23 protein-coding genes and 1 pseudogene are annotated in these 24,206 nt (G+C 61.2%); 12 read left to right on the forward strand and 12 right to left on the reverse strand.

Annotated features, from left to right (window positions below):
• Window positions 1–44 precede the first annotated feature (44 nt).
• Entirely contained in the window at window positions 45–824 is a 780-nt protein-coding gene (locus tag AC1DX6_RS09490; RefSeq protein WP_477312536.1) for a carbohydrate ABC transporter permease, read from the forward strand.
• Between the two features lie 3 nt (window positions 825–827).
• Window positions 828–1,883: an ABC transporter ATP-binding protein gene (locus AC1DX6_RS09495; RefSeq protein WP_477312538.1), complete on the forward strand. Its 1,056-nt coding sequence runs from the start codon at window positions 828–830 to the stop codon at window positions 1,881–1,883.
• A 269-nt stretch (window positions 1,884–2,152) separates the two neighbouring features.
• Here AC1DX6_RS09495 and AC1DX6_RS09500 read toward each other — a convergent pair.
• Window positions 2,153–2,548, reverse strand: a pseudogene (locus tag AC1DX6_RS09500) (VOC family protein).
• A gap of 239 nt (window positions 2,549–2,787) precedes the next feature.
• Here AC1DX6_RS09500 and AC1DX6_RS09505 point away from each other — a divergent pair.
• From AC1DX6_RS09505 to AC1DX6_RS09515, 3 genes are all read left to right on the forward strand, one after another.
• A complete protein-coding gene (locus AC1DX6_RS09505) occupies window positions 2,788–3,093 on the forward strand; it encodes a ribbon-helix-helix domain-containing protein (protein ID WP_477312540.1) in 306 nt (101 codons plus the stop codon).
• Between the two features lie 191 nt (window positions 3,094–3,284).
• Window positions 3,285–3,758: a hypothetical protein gene (locus AC1DX6_RS09510; protein WP_477312542.1), complete on the forward strand. Its 474-nt coding sequence runs from the start codon at window positions 3,285–3,287 to the stop codon at window positions 3,756–3,758.
• Between the two features lie 102 nt (window positions 3,759–3,860).
• Complete coding sequence (locus tag AC1DX6_RS09515) at window positions 3,861–5,948, forward strand: sigma-54-dependent Fis family transcriptional regulator (RefSeq protein ID WP_477312544.1); 2,088 nt, start codon at window positions 3,861–3,863, stop codon at window positions 5,946–5,948.
• Window positions 5,949–6,053: 105 nt separating this feature from the next.
• Here AC1DX6_RS09515 and AC1DX6_RS09520 read toward each other — a convergent pair whose 3' ends face one another.
• The 10 genes from AC1DX6_RS09520 to AC1DX6_RS09565 form a co-directional block, all read right to left on the reverse strand.
• Window positions 6,054–6,689 carry a DUF1097 domain-containing protein gene (locus AC1DX6_RS09520; protein WP_477312546.1) on the reverse strand — a complete coding sequence of 212 codons (636 nt, stop codon included), beginning with the start codon at window positions 6,687–6,689 and terminating at the stop codon, window positions 6,054–6,056.
• Window positions 6,690–7,379 carry an MIP family channel protein gene (locus AC1DX6_RS09525; protein WP_477312548.1) on the reverse strand — a complete coding sequence of 230 codons (690 nt, stop codon included), beginning with the start codon at window positions 7,377–7,379 and terminating at the stop codon, window positions 6,690–6,692.
• Window positions 7,380–7,451: 72 nt separating this feature from the next.
• Window positions 7,452–8,495 (reverse strand): NAD(P)-dependent alcohol dehydrogenase, encoded by a 1,044-nt coding sequence (locus AC1DX6_RS09530; RefSeq protein WP_269903293.1) that lies wholly within the window; start codon window positions 8,493–8,495, stop codon window positions 7,452–7,454.
• 38 nt (window positions 8,496–8,533) lie between these two features.
• On the reverse strand, window positions 8,534–10,165 hold the full coding sequence (gene groEL, locus AC1DX6_RS09535; RefSeq protein WP_477312550.1) for a chaperonin GroEL: 1,632 nt from the start codon (window positions 10,163–10,165) through the stop codon (window positions 8,534–8,536).
• Between the two features lie 76 nt (window positions 10,166–10,241).
• Window positions 10,242–11,039 carry an iron-sulfur cluster assembly protein gene (locus AC1DX6_RS09540; protein WP_477312552.1) on the reverse strand — a complete coding sequence of 266 codons (798 nt, stop codon included), beginning with the start codon at window positions 11,037–11,039 and terminating at the stop codon, window positions 10,242–10,244.
• A gap of 5 nt (window positions 11,040–11,044) precedes the next feature.
• Window positions 11,045–12,067 (reverse strand): amidohydrolase family protein, encoded by a 1,023-nt coding sequence (locus AC1DX6_RS09545; RefSeq protein WP_477312554.1) that lies wholly within the window; start codon window positions 12,065–12,067, stop codon window positions 11,045–11,047.
• 72 nt (window positions 12,068–12,139) lie between these two features.
• Window positions 12,140–12,511 carry an MmoB/DmpM family protein gene (locus AC1DX6_RS09550; RefSeq protein WP_477312556.1) on the reverse strand — a complete coding sequence of 124 codons (372 nt, stop codon included), beginning with the start codon at window positions 12,509–12,511 and terminating at the stop codon, window positions 12,140–12,142.
• A gap of 17 nt (window positions 12,512–12,528) precedes the next feature.
• The gene (locus AC1DX6_RS09555; RefSeq protein ID WP_477312558.1) at window positions 12,529–13,587 is read right to left on the reverse strand and encodes an aromatic/alkene monooxygenase hydroxylase subunit beta; all 1,059 of its coding nucleotides are present in this window, start codon (window positions 13,585–13,587) and stop codon (window positions 12,529–12,531) included.
• 50 nt (window positions 13,588–13,637) lie between these two features.
• Entirely contained in the window at window positions 13,638–14,699 is a 1,062-nt protein-coding gene (locus AC1DX6_RS09560; RefSeq protein WP_477312560.1) for a 2Fe-2S iron-sulfur cluster-binding protein, read from the reverse strand.
• A 52-nt stretch (window positions 14,700–14,751) separates the two neighbouring features.
• Window positions 14,752–16,425, reverse strand: coding sequence for an aromatic/alkene/methane monooxygenase hydroxylase/oxygenase subunit alpha (locus AC1DX6_RS09565; protein ID WP_352531471.1), 1,674 nt, complete (start codon window positions 16,423–16,425; stop codon window positions 14,752–14,754).
• 565 nt (window positions 16,426–16,990) lie between these two features.
• Here AC1DX6_RS09565 and AC1DX6_RS09570 point away from each other — a divergent pair.
• Genes AC1DX6_RS09570 through AC1DX6_RS09585 form a run of 4 tightly spaced genes read left to right on the forward strand, consistent with a single transcriptional unit; the run spans window position 16,991 to window position 19,139 of the window.
• The gene (locus tag AC1DX6_RS09570; RefSeq protein WP_477312562.1) at window positions 16,991–17,467 is read left to right on the forward strand and encodes a hypothetical protein; all 477 of its coding nucleotides are present in this window, start codon (window positions 16,991–16,993) and stop codon (window positions 17,465–17,467) included.
• A gap of 12 nt (window positions 17,468–17,479) precedes the next feature.
• On the forward strand, window positions 17,480–17,791 hold the full coding sequence (locus tag AC1DX6_RS09575; RefSeq protein ID WP_477312564.1) for a hypothetical protein: 312 nt from the start codon (window positions 17,480–17,482) through the stop codon (window positions 17,789–17,791).
• 14 nt (window positions 17,792–17,805) lie between these two features.
• A complete protein-coding gene (locus tag AC1DX6_RS09580) occupies window positions 17,806–18,933 on the forward strand; it encodes a WD40 repeat domain-containing protein (RefSeq protein ID WP_477312566.1) in 1,128 nt (375 codons plus the stop codon).
• 32 nt (window positions 18,934–18,965) lie between these two features.
• On the forward strand, window positions 18,966–19,139 hold the full coding sequence (locus tag AC1DX6_RS09585) for a hypothetical protein (protein ID WP_436251012.1): 174 nt from the start codon (window positions 18,966–18,968) through the stop codon (window positions 19,137–19,139).
• 1,344 nt (window positions 19,140–20,483) lie between these two features.
• Here AC1DX6_RS09585 and AC1DX6_RS09590 read toward each other — a convergent pair.
• Window positions 20,484–21,386: a GNAT family N-acetyltransferase gene (locus AC1DX6_RS09590; protein WP_477312569.1), complete on the reverse strand. Its 903-nt coding sequence runs from the start codon at window positions 21,384–21,386 to the stop codon at window positions 20,484–20,486.
• 240 nt (window positions 21,387–21,626) lie between these two features.
• Here AC1DX6_RS09590 and argE point away from each other — a divergent pair, with 240 nt between their 5' ends.
• Genes argE through AC1DX6_RS09605 form a run of 3 tightly spaced genes read left to right on the forward strand, consistent with a single transcriptional unit; the run spans window position 21,627 to window position 24,063 of the window.
• Window positions 21,627–22,751, forward strand: coding sequence for an acetylornithine deacetylase (gene argE / locus AC1DX6_RS09595; RefSeq protein WP_477312571.1), 1,125 nt, complete (start codon window positions 21,627–21,629; stop codon window positions 22,749–22,751).
• An 11-nt stretch (window positions 22,752–22,762) separates the two neighbouring features.
• Window positions 22,763–23,686, forward strand: a complete 924-nt coding sequence (locus AC1DX6_RS09600) for a 2-hydroxyacid dehydrogenase (RefSeq protein ID WP_477312573.1) — start codon at window positions 22,763–22,765, stop codon at window positions 23,684–23,686.
• Window positions 23,687–23,709: 23 nt separating this feature from the next.
• Complete coding sequence (locus tag AC1DX6_RS09605; RefSeq protein WP_477312575.1) at window positions 23,710–24,063, forward strand: cupin domain-containing protein; 354 nt, start codon at window positions 23,710–23,712, stop codon at window positions 24,061–24,063.
• Window positions 24,064–24,206: the final 143 nt, after the last annotated feature.

Below are 24,206 nucleotides of genomic sequence, written 5' to 3' on the forward strand. Positions count from 1 at the left end.
CAGGAAAACGACAGAGGCTGGCCCTCAGGATTGCGGCGGTCCCAATGGGGCTGCTGGCCCTGAGCTGCCTCTACCCGATCTTTTTCGCGATCAACAACGCGTTCAAGACCCGCGATGACTACATGCGCGACCGCTTCGGGCTGGCCCTGCAGCCCACGTTCGACAATTTCGTCCAGGCCTGGACCCGCGCGCACCTCAACGAGTACTTCCTCAACTCCGTGATTGCGACGCTCGGGGCGGTCATCTTGTTGATGGTCGTGTCTTCCATGGCCGGCTTTGCCCTGGCGTCGCTGCGCTTTCCCTATCGGCGCTTGCTGTTTGCGGTCATCCTGTCGTCGCTGATGATCCCGGTGCAGGTCGTTCTCGTGCCCTTCATGCGCACGATGCTTGCCCTCGATCTCGTCAACACGCATCTCGGGCTCATCTTGTCATACACCGCATTTTTCCTGCCTTTCTCGGTCTACATGATGACGGCGTTCTACTCCGGACTGCCGCGCGAGCTGATCGAAGCGGCGCGGATCGACGGGGCCAGTTTGCTGCAGGTCTGGTGGCACGTGATGCTGCCCCTGGGAATGCCGGCATTGGTCACGCTGGCTATCCTCAACACCCTCAGCTGCTGGAACGACATTCTGATTTCCCTGCTGGTCATGCAGAAGCACCGCACCCTTATGGTGGGGATTTCCGCGCTCAAGGGCCAGTACTCGGACCAGATACCCCTGTTTACCGCTGGCATCGTCATCGCGGCGGCGCCGATCGTTGTTCTTTACATCCTGTTCCAACGGCGAATCGTTTCGGGGATCGCCGTGGGCGCAGTGAAAGGTTAGTCGATGGCGCGTGTCGAACTGAAACATGTCAGCAAGAGCTTTGGGTCGACGGAGGTTATCCGCGGTGTCTCGCTTTCGATCGAAGAGGGCGAGTTCGCCGTGTTCGTGGGGCCGTCGGGCTGCGGAAAATCCACCCTGCTGCGCATGATTGCCGGGCTCGAAGAGACCAGCGCGGGCGAGATCTTCATCGGCGGTGACGACGTGACCGACGCGGAGCCTGCCGACCGGGGCGTGGCGATGGTGTTCCAGTCCTATGCGCTGTATCCGCATATGACGGTGGCGGACAATATGAGCTTCGGCCTGCGGATGGCGCACCGCCCGAAAGAGGAAATAACCGACAAGGTCGGGCGCGCGGCCAAGATCCTGCAGCTCGAAGACTATTTGCAGCGCAAGCCGGCTCATCTCTCGGGAGGACAGCGCCAGCGGGTTGCAATTGGACGCGCGATCGTGCGCGACCCGAAAGTGTTTCTCTTCGATGAGCCGCTCAGCAATCTGGATGCCGAGCTGCGGGTGCAGATGCGCGTGGAGCTGGCCAAGCTCCACCGGGTCCTAGGCAACACCATGATCTATGTGACGCACGATCAGACGGAAGCGCTGACCATGGCCGATCGGATCGTCGTGTTGCGCAGTGGCCGCATCGAGCAGATCGGCACGCCCGAAAATCTCTATCAAGATCCCGACAACGCGTTCGTCGCGGGTTTCATCGGCTCTCCCCGGATGAACTTTCTGACCGCCACTGTGCAGGCGGGGGGGCGCCTTGCATTTGGCGGCCGAGAGATGGACAGCCCGGCACAGACCCCGCTTGAGCCGGGACGGAAACTGCAGCTCGGTTTGCGGCCCGAGCATCTCGACCAGGACAAGGGCATCGACCTCGAGGCAAGCGTGGAATTCGTCGAAGCGATGGGCTCCACATGCTACGTCCACGCCACGCTGGCGAGCGGCGAGACCATCATCGCGGAGCGGCGGTCGTCACAACCAAGGACCGGCGACAAGATCACCCTGCATTTCGCGCCCGCATCGGCGCGGCTCTTCAGCGACGACGGAGAACGCATCCGGTGAGCCTTCACGCACCTCGCCGAGAATTAAGCGTTAGCCGCTGATTTGTAACAAGCTGGCAGGCCCGGAGGATGTGACATGAACGTTGATTTTATTGGGTTTTTCGTGGGCCAGAATTGAAAAACCTCCCGCATTGTTCCGTATGGTTCCGTGCGCCAACAACGAGGTGTGCTCTTCACTTAGCACCTCCGACGGAAAAACTGGCGCAACATCCGTGAGGCGGCGCCATCGGACATTTGCGTCTTCGACCACCACTGAGGTGCGCAAACGCCTTATTTGTAGCGTCCGTGGCGCTGCAGCACCTCGATCTGGTAGCCGTCGGGGTCGGCCACGAAAAAGAACCGCGCCAGCAGCGCGCCTTCGTGGTTGAACTCGACAATTTTTCGCGGATTAAAACCTGCGGCCGCCAAGCGCTTATGTTCTGCCTCGAGATCGTCGATGCAAAGAGCCAAGTGGCCATAGCCGTCGCCAAGCGCGTAGGGCTCGTCCCTGCCTTTGTTGATCGTCAGTTCAAGCTAGAAATCGGCTTCCGCACTGCGCAGATAGACCAGCGTGAACGTGTCGAAATCCAACCGGTCCGCAACATCGAGTCCGAATGCACTTTTGTAGAAACTGACCGACAGGTTCTCGTCTACCACCCGGATCATCGAATGAATTGCTTTCGCCAAAGGAGCCTCCAGTCTGCCGCGTGGTCTCGGATACCGTCGATGATGGCCCATTGGTTGCAAAAAGGGGTGGCAGCCGGTTACCACGCTAGGAAATTGGCGTAAGGCTGGTTCACGCACCAAGGTCCGATTGCAGTCACTGCAAATTGAGCGGAAAATGCGCTTCGGGTTGGTATCATCCCGGCGAATGGGCTCAGAAGCCGCACCTTCGCCCAAGGCAACATCAAACGGGAGGTCTTCGCATGTGTAAGGTCTTTGCCGGGCAGGATCCGGAAGGGTATCGGCTAATCAATCGCTCAGTTCGAATAGGTGGCCATTCGACGAGCATCCAGCTCGAGGCCACTTTTTGGACGCTGTTGGACGAGATCGCCCAGGGACAGGGGATGACGGCGCCGAAATTCCTCTCGACGCTTTACGATGAAGCGCTGGAGATCAACGGCCATATCCCGAACTTTGCCTCCATGCTGCGCACCACGTGCGCGCTCTACCTGCGCGACAGGCGACTACTCAACAGCGAACCCTCGGAATTGAGGAACAAGGCAGCCTGACCTGCGGACATATTGCTCAAAACGTCCGAATACCGGAAATCCCGTGTAGCAGCCGCCTGCTACCAACGACCCACATTTTGGCACTATGTGTGTGATATGAATGGCGAACTCCACCGGGGCGGTGTAGGGTTCACCTCAAAAGAAGAAATGGGCCGTATCAACGGCAACGCTGAGCGAATCTGGGAGGATTCATGGTCGAAATCATCTCCAAGCGGGATGGCCCGAGGCGCGAGGACATTCAGGTCAAAAGATTGATCGAGCAGAACCGCTCGACCATCGTTCGCCTTGCCGACCAGATCAGCGGCGGCGGCTATTCGGCTTCCAGGAAGCCACGCCAGCAACCAAAGGCGGAAGGCCTGATCATCCATGTTGGCGGCAGTGCCGCGCCTGTGGCCGAAGCCAAGCCGTCCATTCATGTCACGATGAACGGCCGCGTGATTTCGAAGGATCAGAACACAGGCCGCCAACTTCATCACATCGGCGATGTCCGCAACCGGGGTGGGGAACAGATCTTCGTCCTGGCAACGAAGCAGAACGGCTTTTTCTCGCCGGTCGACGAAACCGTCGCCGAGGTGCTTGCCGACCTGGACGGATCCCGCCTCGCCGCCACCTATACCGAAGAACAGCTTGCAGCCGATATCGGCGCGAAACTCGGCATCGACTGACCGTGCAGACGCCTGGGCGTGCTCCTCACGTCCAACCCGCGGCAGCATACGAACGCGACAGCATACAGAAATGGCATGCCTCAAAGGTTCTGTGATGACTGAATGAAACGCGAGATAGGCCCCCATCAGATGAAGATCGATGCTCTTCCGGCGCGTGCGTCGGCGACCGCCGGGCAAATGGTTCTGGGGAACATCGACTATGACGAGCGCGCCACCATGCGCGCCTGGGAAAGTTTTCTGGCCGACGAGCCCAAATGTGCCCGCGATCCTGTCCATCCAAGCCACGTCCGCTCGCTCATTCACGATTCCTGGTATCGCAGCGCCACCGGCGGCATCAACGCTCAAGGGATTGAAGCGCCTCTAAGCAGCGATCGCGACGAGATCGAATATTTGACCCGCGCCAATGCAGAACTGCTTTCGGCGGCGCGCCGGTCGTTCGCCTCCCTTGGCCAGTTGCTGGACGGGACAGGCGCAATGCTGGTTCTAGCCGACAGCGACGGTGTGCTGATCGATGCCATCGGCGACAAGAAGACGCTGCATGACGGCATGGATATCCACCTCGCCATCGGCGGCAAATGGAACGAGGGCGCCGTCGGCACCAACGGCATCGGCACGGCGCTGTGGACCGGTCAGCCGACCTTCGTCCATGCGGCCGAGCATTTCTGCGCCGGCATCAAATCCTGGACCTGCGCCGGCGCGCCGATCCGCGATCCGCTGGACGGCAAAATCATCGGTGTGGTCGACCTGTCAGGCTATTCGCCGATCTTTCGGCCGCACAACACCGCGCTCGTCGCCGCCACGGCCCGGCAGATCGAAAAGGCATTGGCCGAACAGCAGCAGGAACAGCGCACGCGCCTGCTCGAAGCCTTCATCTCGTCGGCTCCCAGCTACCGCCGAAAAGACGGGCTGGTGATTGTCGACCATCGCGGCCGCGCCATCTTCTGCAACAACGTGCCTGACGGCGAGACCACCGAGATGATGGACGGCCCGATGGAGCCAGGCCGTGGCCGCTGGCTGATGAACCTTCCGTCGTCCGGCTCCGACGCCGACCTTGCCAAGGCGCTGCCGGCGCATCTGCGATCCTGCCACATCACACCGCTCAAGCTCGACGGCGACCTCCGCGGCGCGGCGCTGGTATTCCCCCCCGTGCCGGCAGTCTCCAGCTTCGCAGTGGTCCACCGGGAAGTGAACAAGCATCTTCAGGATGCTGTCGCCTTGATCGTCGGCGAAAGCGAAGCGCTGCAGGCCGCCATCGACGTCGCCTGCCGCGTCGCCCGTTCGAGCAGCGTTGCATCGCTGCTGGTCGAAGGTGAAACAGGCGTCGGGAAAGAGTTGTTTGCGCGGCTTGTCCATGCCGGCAGCCGGCGCACGGCGAACGACCCGTTCATCGCGATGAATTGCGGGGCGATCACCAAGGAGCTATTCGGCAGCGAATTGTTCGGCCATGTCGCCGGCGCCTTTACCGGCGCCTCGCGTGAAGGCAAGCCGGGCGTTTTCGAGCTCGCCAATGGCGGCGTCCTCAGCCTCGACGAGATCGGCGAATTGCCGCTTGAGATCCAGCCGTTTCTGCTGCGTGTCCTGGAAGAGCGCGTGGTCAACCGCATTGGCGACAGTCGGGGTCGCCCGGTGGATGTGCGCCTGGTCGCCTCGACCAATCGCGATCTCAAGCAGGAAGTTGCCGCAGGCCGCTTCCGCCGCGATCTCTACTATCGAATCGGCGCGGTCTCGATCACTGTCCCGCCGCTGCGCGAGCGCGGCGAGGATGTGCTGCTGCTGATCGAACACTTCAACCGGCAGATCGCCACCGCGGCAGGCGAGGACCCGCTGGAATTCTCGCACCAAGCGCTAGACGCGTTGCTCGCCTATCGTTGGCCGGGCAATGTGCGCGAACTGAAGAACCTCGTTGGGCGGTTGCACATCTTGGCGCGCGGTGGGGCCGTCGGGCTCCAGGATCTTCCCGGGGAAATCAGTGCCGGCGATCGCCACAATATGACCCTGCACAGCGATCATCCCGCAGCCATGCTCGAAGCACCGGTGTGCACATTCGAGGATGCAGAATGCCAGGCGATCAAGAACGCGCTTGCCGCCGAGAATGGCAATCTCAGCAAGGTCGCCCTGAGGCTCGGTATTTCGCGGCCGACGCTCTATCGCAAGCTCGGACAATACGGCATCCGGCGCGGTTTCCTCTAGGCCCAGCTCCGTTCACCGGCACAACAAAAAACCCGCGGCATTCGCGCCGCGGGGTTGGGAAATTCGTCAATCGAGATTGCCTTCAGGCAGCGGTCGCGGGGATGATCAGGCCTTTACGACAGCACCGGTCACTTTCTCCGAGACGTAGCCGAGGATGTTGCCGATGATCAGCGAGATAACCACAGCGGTCGCGACCTTGGCGATGCCGCTGATGCCTTCGCCATAGGCGGCCGCGCCAAGCAGAAAAAGCGCGGCGGTCGTTGCATAGCCATAGACCGCCGAAGGAATGGCGCTCAGCAATGGCAGCTTGGCAGCGAGTATCAGGACGACGATTGAAATGCCGACGCAAATGCCGGCCATGATCGCGGTAACACCAATAGACGTCAGGGCTATCAGTGCGCCGGCGGCGCAGATTGCTCCCCAGAGGTTTGCAATCGCCGAGTTCTTGAAACCGGCTTCCTTGCCGCCACAGTGATAGAAACTCCCCCAACCGACAAATACCGCCCAGATCAGCAAGTAAGGGTTGCCGATGGTGATCGCTGCCCATGTTGCAATGCCGCCCATAATGCCGATGACGACGGCCAACCCTGTGATAAGATCCATATTGTCCTCCCGTTTTTCCAAAGCTCGAAGCAAAGAAACTCGTTTCGGGATCGCGCTTCGCTGACGTCCCGACACGGAAAACGCCATGGCATCAGCCACAGGGTTCAGGAAGAAAAGCTTGCCGGATCCGACAAGCAATCAGGCCGGCTGAGCCGCCGGTTCGCTCGCGCCGATCACCCCCGCGCGCAATGCCAGTCCGGCTGCGGCCGCGCCGAGGCACGGCGCCACGATATAGAGCCAGAGCTGCGACAGTGCAGCTCCGCCCGCAAAGAGCGCCGGGCCGAGTGAGCGGGCCGGATTGACCGACGATCCGGAGACGGCAATGCCGGCGAGATGGATCATGACCAGCGTCAGCCCGATCGCCAGGCCGGCCAGAGGGCCAGCGCCGCCTTCGGCGGTGGCGCGAAGGATGACGAGCAGAAACAGGAAAGTGGCGACCGCCTCGAACAGGAACGCCGAGGTTACCGAGTAGGTTGACCAGCCGTTCTGGGCAAAGCCGTTCGCCGTCACGTCATAACCGCCACCTTTGCCTTGCGCGATCACGTAGAGCACCGCCGACGCGACGATCGCTCCAACACATTGCGCAACGACATAGCCGATAAGGTCGTTCGATTTCATGCGGCCGGAGATGAAGAAACCGAGGCTGACAGCCGGATTGAGATGGGCGCCCGAAATCGGCCCGATCGCATACGCCATCGCCACCACCGACATGCCGAACGCCATGGCGACGCCAAGCAGACCGACCTCGGAGCGCATGAACAGAACCGTCGCGCAGCCGAAGAAGACCAGCGCGAAGGTTCCGATGAATTCACAGATGTATTTGTTCATATCTTTTTTCCCTCTGGATGGATTGTGGGGACCAGACGCCGCACCCGTCCGCGCGAAGTCCGGTCCAAAGTTTCAAGGCACGATGACGCCGCGGCCGGTGAACCGCCGGTTCTTGAAATCGTCGAGCGCGGTGTTGATGCTGGCGAGGTTGTATTCGGTGTAGTGCATCTTCACCTTGCCGTCGGCGTTCAGCTCCATCAGTTCGACAAGCTCGGTGAAATTGCCGACCAGGCTGCCGCCGATATTGATCTCCTCGATGACCAGGTGCGCGGTCGGCACGTTGATATTGCCGCCATAGCCGACGACGAACAGTTGCCCGCCCTTGCGCACCATCTTCCAGCAGATGTTCTCGACACCGAGCTCGCCGACGAAGTCGATCACCACATGCGCGCCGCCGCCGGTGATCTGGCTGACTTCCTCGACGACATTCGGCCCGCCATCGAGGATGAAGTCGGCGCCAAGGTCCTTGGCCAGCACCCGCGCCGCCGGCTCGCGATCGACGGCGATGATGCGGCAGCCCGAGATCGCGTGCAGCGATTGCAGCGCGATATGGCCGAGCCCGCCTATGCCGAGCAGCACACAGTAACTCCCCGGCCTCAAGAGCTTGGCCGCCCGCTTGGCGGCGCGGTAGGCGGTGATGCCGGCATCGGCCAGCGGCGCCACTTCGATCGGCGTGATGTTGGCGTTCAGCTTGATCAGCGAGCGTTCGCTGGTGATGAAATACTCGGCGAAACCGCCATTCATGCCAAGGCCAGGAAACTGGCCGTTGTCGCAGTACATGTCCTCGCCGTGTCGACAGTTGAGGCAGATGCCGCACGAGCGGAAGGGATGGCAGATCACCGCGTCGCCGCGCTTGACCGATCTGACGCCGCTGCCGACCTCCTCGACCCAGCCGGCATTCTCGTGGCCCATAATGTAAGGCAACAACGTGCCTTCTGGATCCATCGTCGGCTTCCACACGCCTTCGATGATGTGCAGGTCGGTGCGGCAGAGGCCGGCGGCGCCAACCCGCACGATCACCTCGTCGGGGGCGGTGATCGTCGGCGCCTTGACCTCCTCGATCTTGAGCTGGACGTTCATCTTCGGGTCGTATTCGTAAAGTCTGGCAGCTTTCATCGTCGTATCCTTTCGACGTCGAGATTGTTTGGATTGCTTCAGGCGCGGCCGAGCTTTTCTGAGCCGCCGCCGCGGGCCGGTCCGGCCGTCGGGTCCTCGTCCTCGGCGAGATGGCCGATCAACGTTTCCGTGGTCAGGATCAGCGTTGCCACCGAAGCTGCGTTGGCGAGTGCTGTGTAGGTGACGCGGACCGGATCGATGATCCCTGCCTCGAACATGTTTTGGTAGCTGCCGGCGGACGCGTTGTAACCGTGGCCGCCATTGATGCGCGTGACTTCCGCCACCACCGCTTCGGGATCGGCGCCGGCATTGGCGGCGATGCGCCAGAGCGGTCGCGACAGCACCGACCGCACCAGGCGCACGCCTTCAGCGACATCGCCGTCGACGCCGGCCGCCACCTTGTCGAGCAGCGGCGCGATCTGGGCAAGCGCCGAGCCACCGCCGGCGACCACGCCCTCCTCCGATGCTGCGCGCACCGCATTGAGCGAATCCTCGATGAGCTGAATGGTTCGCTTCTGCTCGACCGGCGTAACACCGCCGGCGTAAAGGATCGCGGTGCCGCCAGAGAGCTTGGCCAGGCGTTCGCGCAGCTTGTCCTGATCGATGTTCGGCGGCGAGGCTTCATACTGCCGCTGCACCTGGGCGCGGCGCGAGGCGATTGCCGCATGGTCGCCGCCGCCACGAATGATCGAGGTATAGGACGCACTGGTCTTCACCCGGTCAGCCGTTCCGAGATCGTCGGCAGTGATGTCCTCCAGCCGGCCGCCAAGGTCGCGGGCGATCACCTTGCCGCCGGTGATGATGGCCAGATCCTCCATCATCGCCTTGCGCCAATGGCCATATTCCGGAGGATGCACGACGAGGTATTTTCCCGGTCCCTGCTTGCCGAGCAGCGTCACCACCACTTCCGGCGACATCTCCTCGGACACGATCAGCAACGGCCGGCCGGCCTCGTCAGCGATGCGGCGAACCGCATCGAGTTGCCCGGGCTCCTTGATCTTGAGGTCGGTCATCAGGATGTAGGGCCGCTCGAGAACCGCCTCCATCTTCTCCTGATCGGTCACCATGTGATGAGAGAGGTAGCCGCGTTCGAAGGACATGCCCTCGACGACATCGAGCGTGGTCTCGGTGGTGACGCTGAAGTCAGTGGTGATGACGCCTTCGGCCCCCACCCGTTGATGGGCTTCCGCCACCAGTGCGCCAAGCTTGGCATTGGTGGCCGCGATGTTGGCGACCGAAGCCAGGATGCCGTTGCCCTTGGCGGGCTTGGCCGATGCCTTGAGCGCCGCTACTACCGCCGCCACGGCAAGGTCGATGCCCTTGCAGAGGTCGACGGATTTCGCGCCGCGTTCATTCGCCTCCACACCGCCCTGGATGAGCGCGTTAGCGAGCACGATGGCAGTCGTGGTGCCGTCGCCGGCGACCTCGTTGGTCTGCATCGACACTTCGCGGACGACCTGCGCGCCCATGTTTTCGAAACGGTCGTGCAGTTCGATTTCGGAGGCGATGCTGACGCCGTCGCGGGTCACCATCGGCGTGCCAATGGGCCGGTCGATCATGGCGTTCATGCCTTTGGGGCCGAGCGTCGGCTCGACGGCAGCGGCCAGCCGGAAGACGCCACGGGCGAGAGCACGGCGGGCCTCGGAATTGTGAAGCATTATTTTAGGCATGATTCCTCCTTCCGCCTTACGGGCGGGTTGTTGGTTAGGGGCCTCGTGCGAGGGAGGCCGTTGTTTCAGCTCTGCTTCAGGCGGTCGGCGCGGCGCGTGCCGGCACGCGATCCATGATGAAGTCGACCAGCGTCGGTTCGCCGTCGACCACATCCAGTTCCTTGTATCTGGTCTGCTTGAGCCCACGGCAAAGCGCGCCGTTGAACTCCATATTGACGCGCACAGCGCGCAGTTCGGCGAGATAGGCACCAAGTGCGCCGGACGGTATGCCGTGCCCTTCCCATGTCACGAAGACGGGATCGTCCGCCCGGCGGTCGGGAAAGCGTTCAAGCAGGGCCGCCCTGTATCTCGGCTTCTGTTTGGCCGCCTCGCCCGGTTCGAACCGTGCGACGTCGTATGCCGGCAGTTCCATGCCGACTATTTCCCGATCCGTCAGACCGTGCGCCTTGAGGCCGCGCAAGATCGCCTCCTGGCGCCGCTTGAATGCCTTCATCCTGAAGGTTTCGCGCAAAGCGCCGAGATCCTGATCCTCGGCAAGTTCGGCGAATATATCGCCGAATGTCTTGCCGGCTTCCATGCCGCGATTGACCTCTTCCGCGAACATGTGGTCGTGCAGCTTGACACGATAGGCTGGCGCCCAGGAGAGCTGGTCGAGCGCCTTGCGGACGCCGTCCAGCATCAGGAACGCGAAGTTGGGCGAGCACCAGTAGGTTGGCAGGCGGAAGTCTATCTCCACGCTGCCATCGCTCGTCATCGCGGCCCGCTCGACGAAACCCATCTCGGTAATCGGTTCGTCGAGCTCCGGGTCGTTGACCTCACCAAGCCGCCGCCAGAGTTCGTTCTCGCGGTTGCCGGAAACGCTGGCGGTTGCCATGGCTCCTACTCCGCTGCGATGCTGAAGGGCGAACTGGCGAGCGCCTTCTTCTTGGCTTCGATATCGATGTTGTAGAGACGCGCGGCGTTGAGGCCGAGGATCTTCTCCTTGATCTCGTCGGTCAGTTGCACACCACGTTCTGCGGCAATGTCCTCGGGGATCTGGTAGGCCCAGAATTTCTCGACCAGCCAACGTGGCGTCCAGATCGCGTAGTCGGAACCGAACAGGATCTTCTCCGGCCCGATCCAGAACAACAGTTCGGCGATGACCTCGCCGAAATAGCGCGGGCGGGAATGGATGAAGGGCAGCGCCACCGCCAGGCCGCCATAGACGTTGGTTTCCTGCGTCGCGATCCAGCAGAAATCGTCGAGGCGCGGCAGGCCGCAATGCTCGACAATCCAGTTGAGGTTCTGGAAATCCGTCGCCGCATGGTCGACGTCATGCACGTCGAAGGCGTCCTTGCTGAGCGGGATGATGGTCGGACCCTTGTGGACGTGGATGTTCCTGATGCCGAGCTTGTCGCAGAGCTCGAAGCATTTGTAGGCATCGGGGTCCGTGAGCTTCCAGCCCTTGGAGGCGCCATTCCATTCGGCCGTGTACATCTTCACGCCCTTGACGTCATAGGTCTCCTTGAGGAAGTGGATGTACTCAAGTGCCTTCTCGCCATCGCGTGGATCGAAGGCGCCATTGACGATGAACCGCTCCGGGTAGCGCTTGGCCACTTCGGCGTTGCGCTCGATCGTGTTGAAGCCTTTCTTGTAGAAATCCTTGAGATAGGTCGACTGGACGATCGCCACATCATCGGGACCGTCGATGAACAGGTCGCGATAGAGATCGTCGGCACTATACTTTTCGAACTTGCTCTTCTCCCACAGCTGGTCCTTGGGGCTCAGCCCCGTGTGATAGGCGTAGAAGCAATCGATGAATTGCTTGCCGTGGATATTCTTCTGGTTTTCCGGGCTGCCGTCCCAGAAATGGGTGTGGCCGTCGACCACGAAAATATCCTTGCCTTCCGGTGTTCTAAACATTCTTCCCTCCGCAAAGTGGGTGTTGATCGGTTAGGCGCGCCGCAACCAAGCGGCGCGCCGATTTTTTGGCGGCTATTCGATGTATTCGAACATCTCGTCCATGTTGCCGAACAGGATCACAGTGTTGTCGTCGATGCGCACCATCCGCCCGTAGTGGGTCGAGCTGTTGACCTCGAAGGTTTCCGCTGTCATCTCGCGGCCGAGATATTCGCTGATCTCGTCCATCTTGAAGATCAGCTTGCCGGTGCCATCGATGCGGATCATCGCCGGTTGGTAGGTGACGATCACATTCGGCTTCAGGCCCATGAATTCGGCGATGGCCCTGGCCTCGACCGAGTCATTCATGGTGACGCCGCACTGATGCGAAATCGTCTGTTCGAAGGTGATGTCCTTCATCTCCTTGAAGATGTTGGAATGCGTTGCGTCGCGTGCTGCTAGTGACATGACAATTTCTCCCTGTGTCAGCGCTTGAGGCCGAGTTCGCCGAGGATCTGGCCAATCCGTTCCTCGGATTTGGCGCGGACATCGGCGAAAGCGACCGGCTTGGAATGTGGCATCGACCAGATCGGCTGCAGGCCGATGGCTGCCTTGTCGGCGAGCGCGCCGTGCTTCTTGACCCAGCCCTGGAAGAGCTTCTTGTTCGCCGCGCCGTGCTTCTCGTCGTTGGCGAGCAGGTGCATGAGGTCGATCGTGTTGGCGAGGTTGCGCTCGTAGTCGGCTTCCGCCGCCGAGATCACCGCAGGCGTGATGAAATCGTGGTTGGCGGCTGCGATCTGCATCAGGAAGCCTGAGCGGAACACTTCACCGACCAGCGGTTCGAAGATGATGTTGATGGCGAAATACTGTTCGAGATAGTCGGTCGCGCCCATGATGGTTTCGACCGCTTCGCGGGTACCTTGCCAGTTCTGGTCCTCAAGCCATGCCTTCTTGCCAAGTTCGTCGTCCCAGCCGGGCAAGTCCATGCCGATTTCGGCGAGGTAGAGCGTGATGTCCTGGGCAAGCCGCAGCTTGTAGGACGAGTTGGTCAGCGTCGCGTTGTTGATCATCTGGGTGTAGCCGTAACGCTGCGCCTGCATCAGCGAGGTGCCGAGCCCGAATTCGGCGTGTTTCCAGGCGCCGAGCTGCGTCTGCAGGATCTTGACCCAGGCCTTGTCGAAGGTCTTCGGCGCTCCCGACTTGCGGGCATTGTTGATGACGCTCTGCACCATCGTCTCGATTTTCGACTGGCGCTGGTAGTGCGTGCGTTCCCACTCCTGATCGGGGGCGCGGAAGGCGTGCCAGTTGGAGCTCTGCGCGGCGGTGTTCTGCTTGACATAAGCGCCCTTGCCGTCGGCAAAGGAGATGATCCAGTCCTGGATCAGGTAGCGCTCCGGGTCAGGCTGTACGTCGACCGTCATGTCTTCGTAGTGCGTGGCACGCTGGCCTTTCGGGTCGAAATACCGGTACTTCCGGCTGTCGGAGTCGGCAAAGATCGCCGCGCCGGCGGCTCCGGATCCGACTGAACTCGAGATAGCTGGCATAGTCTTCACTCCCTTGTTGCAGTTGTGGTTGCAGTTACATGGCCGCCCCCTCAGTGGGCCGGCGTTGCACCTGCCGATGTGGTGAACTTGTCGAAGAAGATCCGCTCAGTCTCGAACCCGTTCATGAACAGAACCGGCTGAAGCGCATCGATCATCGGCGGCGGGCCGCAGGCGTGGACATCGCCCTGCCCGTCGACCGCCAATTGCTTGAGCTTGGCGTCGACACTCTGGTGTACGAAACCGCGTTCGCCTTCCCATTCGGCGTCATCAGTCGCGTGCGACAGCACAGGAATGAAAGTGACATCCGAATGCTGGCCGATCAGCGCGGCGATCCTGTCGAGATAGAACAGGTCGTTGCGCGTCCTGGCGCCGTAGAAGAAATAGACCGGACGTTTCTCGCCGCTCTTCAGATGGTCGTTGAGGATCGACCAGATCGGCGACAAGCCCGAGCCGGCGCCGACCAGGACTAGGGGTCCTTGCCGTTCTTCCCGACGGAAGCAGGTTCCGTAGGGTCCGACGACGGTGACTTCGGCTCCAACCTTGATTCCTCCGGAATCGAGCTCGCCGGAGAACTTTCCCTCAGGGTATTTTTTGATGATGAAGCAGAGTTTTTGGGTTTGGTCCGGCGTATTTGCCATGGAGAACGAGCGCGTAATCGTCTCCCCTTTTTGCGTGGTAACCGTGATGTCGACATATTGCCCCGCCCAGAACTTTAACGGCGAGCCGAGTTCGATCTCGATGCCGCGAATGTCGTGGGTCAGGTGCTCGATCAGAGCAATCCGGCCCTTGAACGTCTTCACGGCGATCGCTTTCGCCAAAATCTCCTCGTCGTAGTTGAGAAGCTCGACTTCCAGATCGGAGTAGGCGATGCAGCGGCACAAAAGGACGTGACCGCTTTCCTTCTCCATGTCGTTCAGCGCGAAGGTCGAGTATTTGAGCATGTCGACTTCGCCATCGAGCAACACGCTCTTGCAGGCCGAACATTGCCCTTCTTTGCAGCCGTGCGGCAGGGCGATGCCTTGGCGGAAAGCGGCGTTGAGTACCGTTTCGCCGTGCTCGACGTCGAATTCGACGCCGACTGGGCTGAGCCTGACCGTGTGGGTTTCCGACATACGGACCTCCAGTAAAAGGAAGGGGCGGGACGAACCCGCCCCCTTGGCCTGATCAGTTGCAGGGATTGATGGTGAAGCCCTTGGCGTAGTCCGCCAGGTGCTGCGCGCGTGCTTCCGGCGTCATGCCGCGGAGCGCGTTCAACGGCGATCCCAGCTTGTTGCCGCGCACGTCGTCCAGCGTCCACATCTCCTTGTCGTCGAAGCGCATATGCGGCTGCGGTACGAGCGTCTTGCCATCGGAGCGGACGAAGTTCAGGTCCTTGATGGCATCGGCCAGATCCCAGCCGTCATAGAGCGTCTCCCACTCGCGCTTGCCGCTGAAGCGGCCCATGGCGGGTGTCGGACGGCCCTCATATTCGTCGGCGAAGGCCACGGTCGCGGTCCACTTGTCGAGCTCGTGGGCGAAGGTGTGCAACTGGCCGTCGATCTCGCCGACCACCATGTCCTCGCGGATCAGGCAGGGAACGAGGCAGGACCAGCAGCGGTGCGGATAGACGTAACCGACGTCGCTGTTGAACAGCAGCACCTTCTCGCCCTTGTGGCTGAGCTTGGCGTACCATTTCCAGAAGTCGCCGAATTCGGCGTACCAGCCCGGATACTTGTGCTCGAACCACTCGAAGTCCTTGTCGGTCTGGGCTTCGATGCGCCAGAAATTGACCGGCCAGCCGACCGCGAAGAACTGTCCGACCTTATGGACATAATTCTTCTTGGTAATGCGCTCCCAGGCCGCCTGGACGTCGTCGTGATGGACCTTGATGCCGTATTTCTCGAGCGGCAGCATGTAGGTGCGGTAGTAGTCCTCATAGATCCAGCGGTGCCACATTTCCGCGTAGGACTCCTTGTTCTTGTCGCGGTTGGTGGTGCCGTATTCGATGAAGGTGCCGATGGCGGCATCGACGATCGCGTGGTTCTGCCAGAAGGCGTAGCGCAGGTCACGTTCCAGCAAGAGGTGGTTTTCCGGCTCCTTGAGCGCCGCCATCAGCAGCGAGTGGCCATTACCGATATGCCGGCTCTCGTCGGACTGCACCGACAGGAAGACGGTCGGCAGCGCATAGTCGCCGTTGCGGGCGGCTTCCGATGGCATGGCGACGAACAGCGTGTTGGTGAAGGCGGTCTCGGCGACCACCGTCAGGTACATGCAGGCGGCGGTCATGGTGTCGCCGGTTATGAAGCCTTCGGCGAACTGCCGGCCGATGGTCGTGGCATAGCATTTTCCGAAGGCTTCCTCGGTGATGTCGAAGCCCGCCGGGTCGATGTAGTTCTCCATGTACCATTTCTTCAGGTTCATCTGGATCGTCGAGTGGCGGAACTCGTCGATCATCTGCATCGTGAAGCCGGTCCTGAGTTCCTCGCCGGGTGCGATACGGGCGACCATTGCCATCGAGCGGGCAGCGGAGATTTCCGGGAAGGGAATGATCGCCAGGAAGAGTTTCATCCACTCGACCCAGCGCGGTTCCACATTGCGGAACATGTCGCCACGTAGTGCGGCATCCAGCGCACCGTAGACCCGGTTGTCCTTCTCTTCCTGCATCGGGAAGTACGACCGCAGGACCTGCTTCATCGGGTCGCGCGGCGTCTTGTTGATCTTGTAGTCGGTCGGAAACGTCATCGCTTCCTGGACGTAGGAAGGATTCCAGCCGAGATCGGCAATCTTCTTGGTTGCCTCGCCGACGGAGATTCCGCGTTGCGAGGTAATCTTGTTGAGCGTCAGAGACGTCATGGTCATAAGCCTCCACCAGGTTTGAGCCGCAGGTCCCTTGACCCCGGCATGAAGCGGCGCATGGCGCCGCAAGTGAGAGTGCGAACGGCACGACAAAGGGTTGCGCATTCAGGCGCGACTCATGGTCCGGCCATTCAAGTGGATCGCGGCAAAGGTGTTGGAGGTGTCTGGCAGGGATCCTCGGCGCCAACCGCATTGCGATGGGCGTATCGAAGCGGATGTGACGGTTCCCTGCTTCCTCCGTTCCTTCGTTCTTATGGCACCGCGTGAAAGCGCGATGGGCTTCTTATGGAAATGTACAAAGCAAACGCCGTGCCAATCTGAAAATGACACCTATGGCTGGGCTCAAAACAAAATCATTGCGCTTTCGGCGTACGAGCAGATAGCTAACTGTAACGTTTTTTTACAGTTGTAACGTACGCCTGTAATATTTGATACTTATTCGCAATCGCAATATTTTTAGTTAGCAATCGCAGCAAATACGAAAACAAATATCACCTATTCAATTCTTCGTCTTTCTCTACTATTTGAAGGCGACGCTCTTGGACGAGCCTCGCGCTGGAGAGAGACGATGCCTATCGACAAGGACAACCGGGGGCCGCACGAGCCGATGTCCAGCCAGGCCGACGGCGTCACCGGCGATCTTGTCAGGCTGATGCCCCGCGATCTGGTCTTTGTCATGCGCTTCATGGGCGAGAGCCAATATCGCCTGCAGAGCCACTTCCAGGACTTCATCCGGGCCGAGCTTGCCGCCGGCGGCGTCACCATGGAAACGCATCCGATGATCCATCTGTTCATCGAGAACCATGCGATCCTGTTGCGGGACTTCGTGTTTTCCGGGGTTTCGCTGTCGCGCCAGTTCCGCGTCGACGAGATCGAGCGCCTCACCGGCGATACGACATCGATGATCCGGGTCGATATCTGGGATCAGCTCAAGAGCCACATCGAAACGGCTGAAAAGCAGTTCCAATCGCAGGCCGGCACGTTGCCAAAATTGCTGTCGGCCTTCGAAAAACCGCCCGGACCGATGGCAGGGAACGACAAATGACCGGAGGGTCCGATGGGTCAAACTTCCAGGCGTGACGAGCTGCTCGCTCGCCGGCTCGATCTTGTCGCCAACGTCTCCGCGCTCACTGCCGAGGCGCTGCGGCTCAATCAGAAACGCGCCGGCATCGAGATGGATGTGCTGCGCCTGGAACTCGAAATCGGCAGGAACGGCGCCAGCGCGCAACTGGTGCGGGACTTGCATGAAGCACAGGAGAGAGCCACGGCAATCCTGCAAGAATGCGCCGCGTGCGAGGACAGCATCGTCGCAGCGGAGGGTGACGTCGAGGACGTCGACCGCAGCCTCGCGGCAAAGGATGGAAACTGACAAAGGGGATCGCCATGAACCAGCACGCGATACAGAACCTGACCTTGTTCGACCTGCTGGCGCGAAGCTGGCGTCGCCCGTCGGCGGTCGCCGGTCTGCGCTTCACCACCGATGGCTCGGCTGTCGCCTTCACCTGTGTGGATGGAACGGTCGCCATAGCCGCGGTCGCAGACCAGGAACCGCCTGAGTCGCGGATCAGGGTGAGCGGCGATCTCGGCCAGTCGACGATCCGCCCAAGGGAGAAATTGCCGGCGCCACTGATCGCGACCGCGGCGCTGGGAGACGGCGCTGTCCCGCTCGCCAGCTACCTTGCCTCCGGTTTTCTTATCGGAACGGCAGCCGGCGAAGCGGTGCATCTGACCGCGGACGGCAATGTGATGGAGACGCTGGTCAAGATCGACGGACCGATCGTCGCCATCGACCATAGTGATCGAGCGGCGCTGACAGCCGTTGGCAACGGGCAGGATATCTTCCTGTCGCGCGACGGAGGCGTCGCAGTGAGGCTGCGACACGGTACGACATCTTCCACGGACGCGATTGCCTTCTCGCCGGACGGACGACACCTCGCCTGCGGTTTCAACGATGGACTGTCGATCTGGGCGCTGGAAAACGGCGCTGCCCCGATGCACGACATTTCCCTTTCGACGCGTCCGGTGTCTATGCGCTGGAATGGCGACGGCACCTGGCTGGCTTGCGGGCTCGAAACCGGAGGCTTTGCCCTGGTCAGCGTGACGGATGGCCGAGCTGCCATCGTCGCGGGATTTCCATCGCCGGTCCGGACAGTATGCTGGAGCCTGCCAGAAAATGCGGTGTTTGCATCGGGCGCCTTCCGGATCGCTGGCTGGTCGATGACAGCGCCGCCACTTGACGGTGAAACCTCTGGCGCGCTGGAGACTGGTCGCGCCGGGCTGGTTCCGCTTGAGACAGTGGCTGCGCACCCAGAGAAAAAACTGATAGCAGCCGGCTATGCCAACGGCCGGATCACTGTCGCCCAGATCGGCGCGCGGGACGAACTGCTCGTCAGACCCCTGGGCAGCCCGGTGACCGCGCTTGCTTGGTCCGGAGACGGACTGCACCTGGCGGTGGGCACCGTCGACGGCACCGCCGCGATCGTCACCTTTCCCGCGCAGATGTTCAAATAGAAAAGGCAGGCCGCATGCAACAGGAGCAAAAAATGCCAACCGAACCCAGCCCCGAGGACGAGAGCAAGGACGAATTTTTCGACCGGCTCGCCAAACTGTCGGAAGAAATGGTCGCCAAGCATGGCAAGGATTTCAGCATGGGCGCCTTGGTGCTTGCCGCCCGCTGGATTGCCGAAAACCGTGTCGGCCAATTGAAGACGAACTAGGCCAACGAGACTGTCCGTTCCTCGGGCGACGAGGCGATCCTGTGGCGCAGATCCAGTCAATGCCACCGGCGCTACGCCATGGTCACCTTTCTTGCGACCATTACCCCGACCGCTGAGACTCGAGGAAGCGGTATCGGCGCTTGAGTCCGGCTGAGATTGAAGCCGATGGGTGGTATCGCTCTAACCGTACTGGCGAGCCGCTATCTGCTAGCGCAGGCGTTCACGTCCGAAGCTTGCGCGACGGTTGCCGCAACACGCTACGCAGGGGAAGGCGCCTCGAGATCGGCACCTTGAAATATCGTAGGCCACGGATCCGCAGCTTTGCGTCCTAGCGGTCACCTTGCCTCAATGGCCAATGCTAGATTAGATAATGGACGAGAAGTAGAACTTCGTGTGCGATTTTTGCACACAATCTCCCGCAACTATCTGATTTATATTACCTTTCTGTCCAGTCCATCATTGGCTGAACCTCAAGCACTACGGTTTTCGCCTGCTCAGTTCGCGGATGTCTGCCGCGACTTCAGACATGTCGTTGTTCAGCTGATGGTCGCGTCCTGAGAGCTTGCACACGCCCGCGCAGCGCTTGCGGTGTGCGGCCTTTCTTCTGCCGGTTAGCGGAACGAGACGCGCGGATGCTCGTCGATTTCGACAACAAGCCGGTCAATCCTGGTCGCGATCCGATGGTGTCTCGCCGTAAAGCACGTAGCTGAGAATATTATTCATCTTCGGACCGCGGTCTCTAACCGCTCAAGGCCTATGAATGCCGCGCCATCTCGGAATCAGGCGCCCCCCCGCGAAGCGGGTTCGTGCATGAGGCGCAAAGCCGCCGCCCTTATGCGGCTGGCGCAGGTCAACCATGGGCCAAGTCGGGGCATACCACATGTCCAATCCAGTGAACCGGAACGACTGAAATATTAACTTCGCGGCAGGCCTCGAAATCGTTCTCGAACACAATCCGATTTGATTCTTATGGGGGGTTCGAGTCCACGGTGTGGGCAAAGAAAAAATAAATGAATAAAATCAGTAACTTATAGGGGTATTTTGGTAGGCCCGGAGGACGTAATAAGATCGTTGATTTCATTGACTTTTTCGTGGGCCAAAATCAAAAAACTTCCCGTATAGTTCCGCAAGGTTCCGCGACGCTTTCATCATCAAAACTTGGCTAGATATGCGCCACATTGATGCGCGCCTGCCTTGGGTAACTTCGAAGGCTGTGACAACCCACTTTGGTCTGCTGCGTTTGGTCCAGGTATAGCTGCAGAAACCGTACTTTTGGATGTTAGTTATCCTAGCGCCACAAGAGTGCCTGTGAAGGCCTGAACAGCCGCGCCTGCCTCGACTCAACTACCCGAGAGTTTGACTGGCAAGCGCATAGGTCACCGGTGCAACTACGCCGCCGACGGCAAAATCGGAAAGGCGTTTGCCCATCGACATGGTGAGCACCGTGTCGAAAACCGGCATTCCGCTGTGCGACAGAAAGGCGGCGAACTCGCCATTGTCCATGTGGGTGTCGATCCGAAGGAAAGACCCCGAATGGTCGGCCACGTGCGGCCGCACGACCGCCACGGCGTCCGCGTCGCTTTCCGCCACAACCGGCCCCACGACATGGCCCCGCCCGAACGGCCGACAGAGCGCGAAACCCTTCAGCGTGTCACCCTTGAAAAGACCATAGCCGGCCGAGTGCGCGAAAAGCTTTTCGATGAGCGCCGCCCGCCTCACGCCAAATCCTGCCGCGTCGACCGCGATCGCTGCGGGAATATCCCTTGCGTCCAAAGTCCGGAGATCGCCTCGCCTATCTGCCGGCCTGGCCGTCACCTGCATCCGCGCGATGCCCTGGCATTGGTAAACGGTCTTCTCCGGTTGGAAGTCGAGCGAGAGATAGAGCCGTCTTGCGGCGCGCGTTGCATTGAGGCGCAGATCGCGGCCGACGACCTTGTCAAAGACCCGCTTCATCAGCCACTGCCCCGCCCCCAGCGTCTGGAGTCGCGGCGACGTGATGACCATCCCCACGGTGGCGAAATCGGCGCCATGCGCGAACCACATCGCCGAACCGAGAACCCGACCGATATCATCGAGCGCCACGAACCCCTCCCCCGACTCGCGCAGGAATTGCCAGTCTTCGGCGCGATGCGGCCATCCCACGGAGAGCGAGAGTGCGTGCAGCCGGTCCAGCTCGACGCCTTCGATGTCGCCGATGCGCATCGAGAAGGTGTCGATCTTCAACTTTCCGGACGGCTTCAAGTCCATGCCTCTGAAATATCCCCGCAAATTGACGGGCGACACGCCGCAGCCGCCCTCTGTCCACCAACGCTAAACAAACAGGCCCACACGATTTGCTCGAAAGCCACCTGCCAACGCAAGATTCAACTGAAACATTTCCGCTTTCGGCATGCAATCGCGTCAGAACGCGCACATCCTTTCCGGCAATGTTGCAACTATGGTCGACGGTACCGATCCCGGCGAACCCGATATGCTTTGAGGGCTGGAATGGACGTCTTCGACATCCTCGACCGTCTCGTCGCCTTTCCGTCGGTCGCCGGCAAGCCGAACGGTGATATCACCGGCTGGATCGAGACGTATCTCGCGGAGCACGGCACGCAGGTCACCGTGCTGCCGGGTCCGGAAGGCGACCGTTTCAATCTTTTCGCGACGATCGGCCCCGCCGATGTCCCGGGCTACATCCTGTCCGGCCATATGGACGTCGTTCCCGCCGGCGAGCCGCAATGGAGTTCGGCTCCTTTCACGCTGCGCCGGGAGGACGAACGGCTCTACGGACGCGGCACCACGGACATGAAGGGGTTTCTGGCCGCGGTGCTCGCGGCCGTGCCCACGCTGGCGAAGCTGCGCCTTGCCAGGCCAATCCATCTCGCCTTCTCCTATGACGAAGAGGTGGGATGCCGCGGCGTGCCGCATTTGATCGCCCGCCTTGCCGAACTTTGCGCCAAGCCGCTCGGCGTGATCGTCGGCGAGCCGAGCGGCTTGCGCGCTGTACGCGGCCACAAGGGCAAGGCGGCCGCCCGTGTGACGATCAACGGGCGCTCCGGCCATTCCTCGCGACCCGACCTCGGCCTCAACGCCCTCCACGCCATGGCCAAAACGCTGGCTACGGTCGTGAGCGAAGCCGAGCGGCTGACGCATGGCCCTTTCGACTCGGCCTTCGAGCCGCCCTATTCCTCGCTGCAAGCTGGCGTGATCAAGGGCGGACAGTCGGTCAACATCATTCCCGACAGCTGCACGCTCGAGCTGGAGGCGCGCGCCATTCCGGGCGTCGACCCGGCCAGCCTGCTTGCACCGGTAAGGGCGAAGGCAGAGGCCTGTGAGGCCGACGGCTTTCGGGTCGAATGGACGCCGCTCAGCGCCTATCCGGCGCTGTCGCTGCCACAGGACGCGCCGGTGGCGGCGCTACTGCAAGAGCTGACCGGCGAAACGCCGATCGCCGCCGTCAGCTACGGTACCGAGGCCGGGCTCTACCAGGCCGCCGGCTTCGACGCGATCATCTGCGGCCCCGGCGACATCGGCCGCGCCCACAAGCCCGATGAGTACATTCTCACCAGCGAACTCATCGCCTGCCAGCGGTTGATCGAGGCGCTGGGCACCCGCTGCGCGGCTTAAGGGGAACCGGAATGACATTCCTGTTCAATTCCGACGCGCGGCGCGGGGAGATCTTCGCCGAAGCCTTCGCCAAAGAACTGCCGGACGTCGCCTTCACGATGGATGCCGCAACGGTCGATCCCGACGCCGTTCGCTATCTCATCACCTGGACTGCGCCAGAAGACCTCGCCCGCTACCGGTATCTGGAGATCCTGTTTTCACTGGGCGCAGGCGTTGACCAATTTCGCTTCGATGCCGTGCCGGCGAAGGTGAAGATCGTGCGGACGATCGAGGAGGGCATTGTGCGCATGATGCAGGAATATGTGACGCTTGCCGTGCTCGCCCTGCATCGCAACCTCCCCGAATATCTGGCACAGCAACGCGCTGGCGAATGGCGCGACATCCCACAGCTGCAGGCCGGGTCGCGCCGGATCGGCGTGCTCGGCCTCGGGCAACTCGGCCAGGCCGTCGTCGACCGACTGAAGCCCTTCGGTTTTCCGCTCGCCGGCTGGAGCCGCTCGCCGCGGCAAATCGAAGGCGTGACCTGTCATCATGGCGAACCTGGACTGGAGGAGATGCTGGCGACCAGCGAGATACTCATCTGCCTTCTGCCGCTGACCGAAGACACGCGCGGTTTCCTCGATGCCGCCCTGTTCGCGAAGCTGCCCAAGGGCGCGGCGCTCGTCCACACCGGCCGGGGACCACAGCTCGATCATGAAGCACTTGTCGCCGCCCTCGACAGCGGCCACCTTTCGGCGGCGATGATCGATGTGACCGATCCCGAACCGCTGCCCGCGGGTCATCCGTTCTGGCCGCATCCGAAGATCATCCTGACCCCGCATGTCGCCAGCGTCACCCAGCCCGCGACCGCTGCGCGCGCCGTCATTGAAAACATCCGACGCCACCGCGCCAGCCTCGACCCCATTGGGCTCGTCGACCGATCGCGCGGTTATTGAAATCCAACCTGAAAGGCCATCCCTTGTCCCTGCTCAAGACCGTCGAAACCAGCCCTGCCTTCCCGCCGAGCGAATCCAGGGCGCTGCCCGAACGATTGATTGCCGGCAACCCCGCCTTCAAGACCTGGGCGCAGGACGCCGCCAAGGACGATCTCGTCCACACCGGCATCTGGGAAGCGACGCCCGGCGAGACGCGCTCGATCAAGGGCGAGACTTTCGAGTTCTGCCACATCCTCACCGGCGTGATTGAAATCACGCCCGATGGCGGCGAGGCGGTGACTTACCGCGCCGGCGACAGCTTCGTGATGAAGCCTGGCTTCACCGGTGTCTGGAAGACCATCGAGACGGTGCGCAAGATCTATGTAACCGTAGGGTAGTGGGGTCCGCGTGGAGTACCGGCGCCCGCAACAGATTTTGCCGTCCCTCATCGCCAGCACGCAACAATCATCCGCGACCGATCGCCGAACGGTGCATGCTGCGCTGTTGCTCGGGCTAGGCTCCTCTAGAACAGCTGAGAGTG

Source organism: Mesorhizobium sp. P2_C4, from assembly GCF_056404575.1.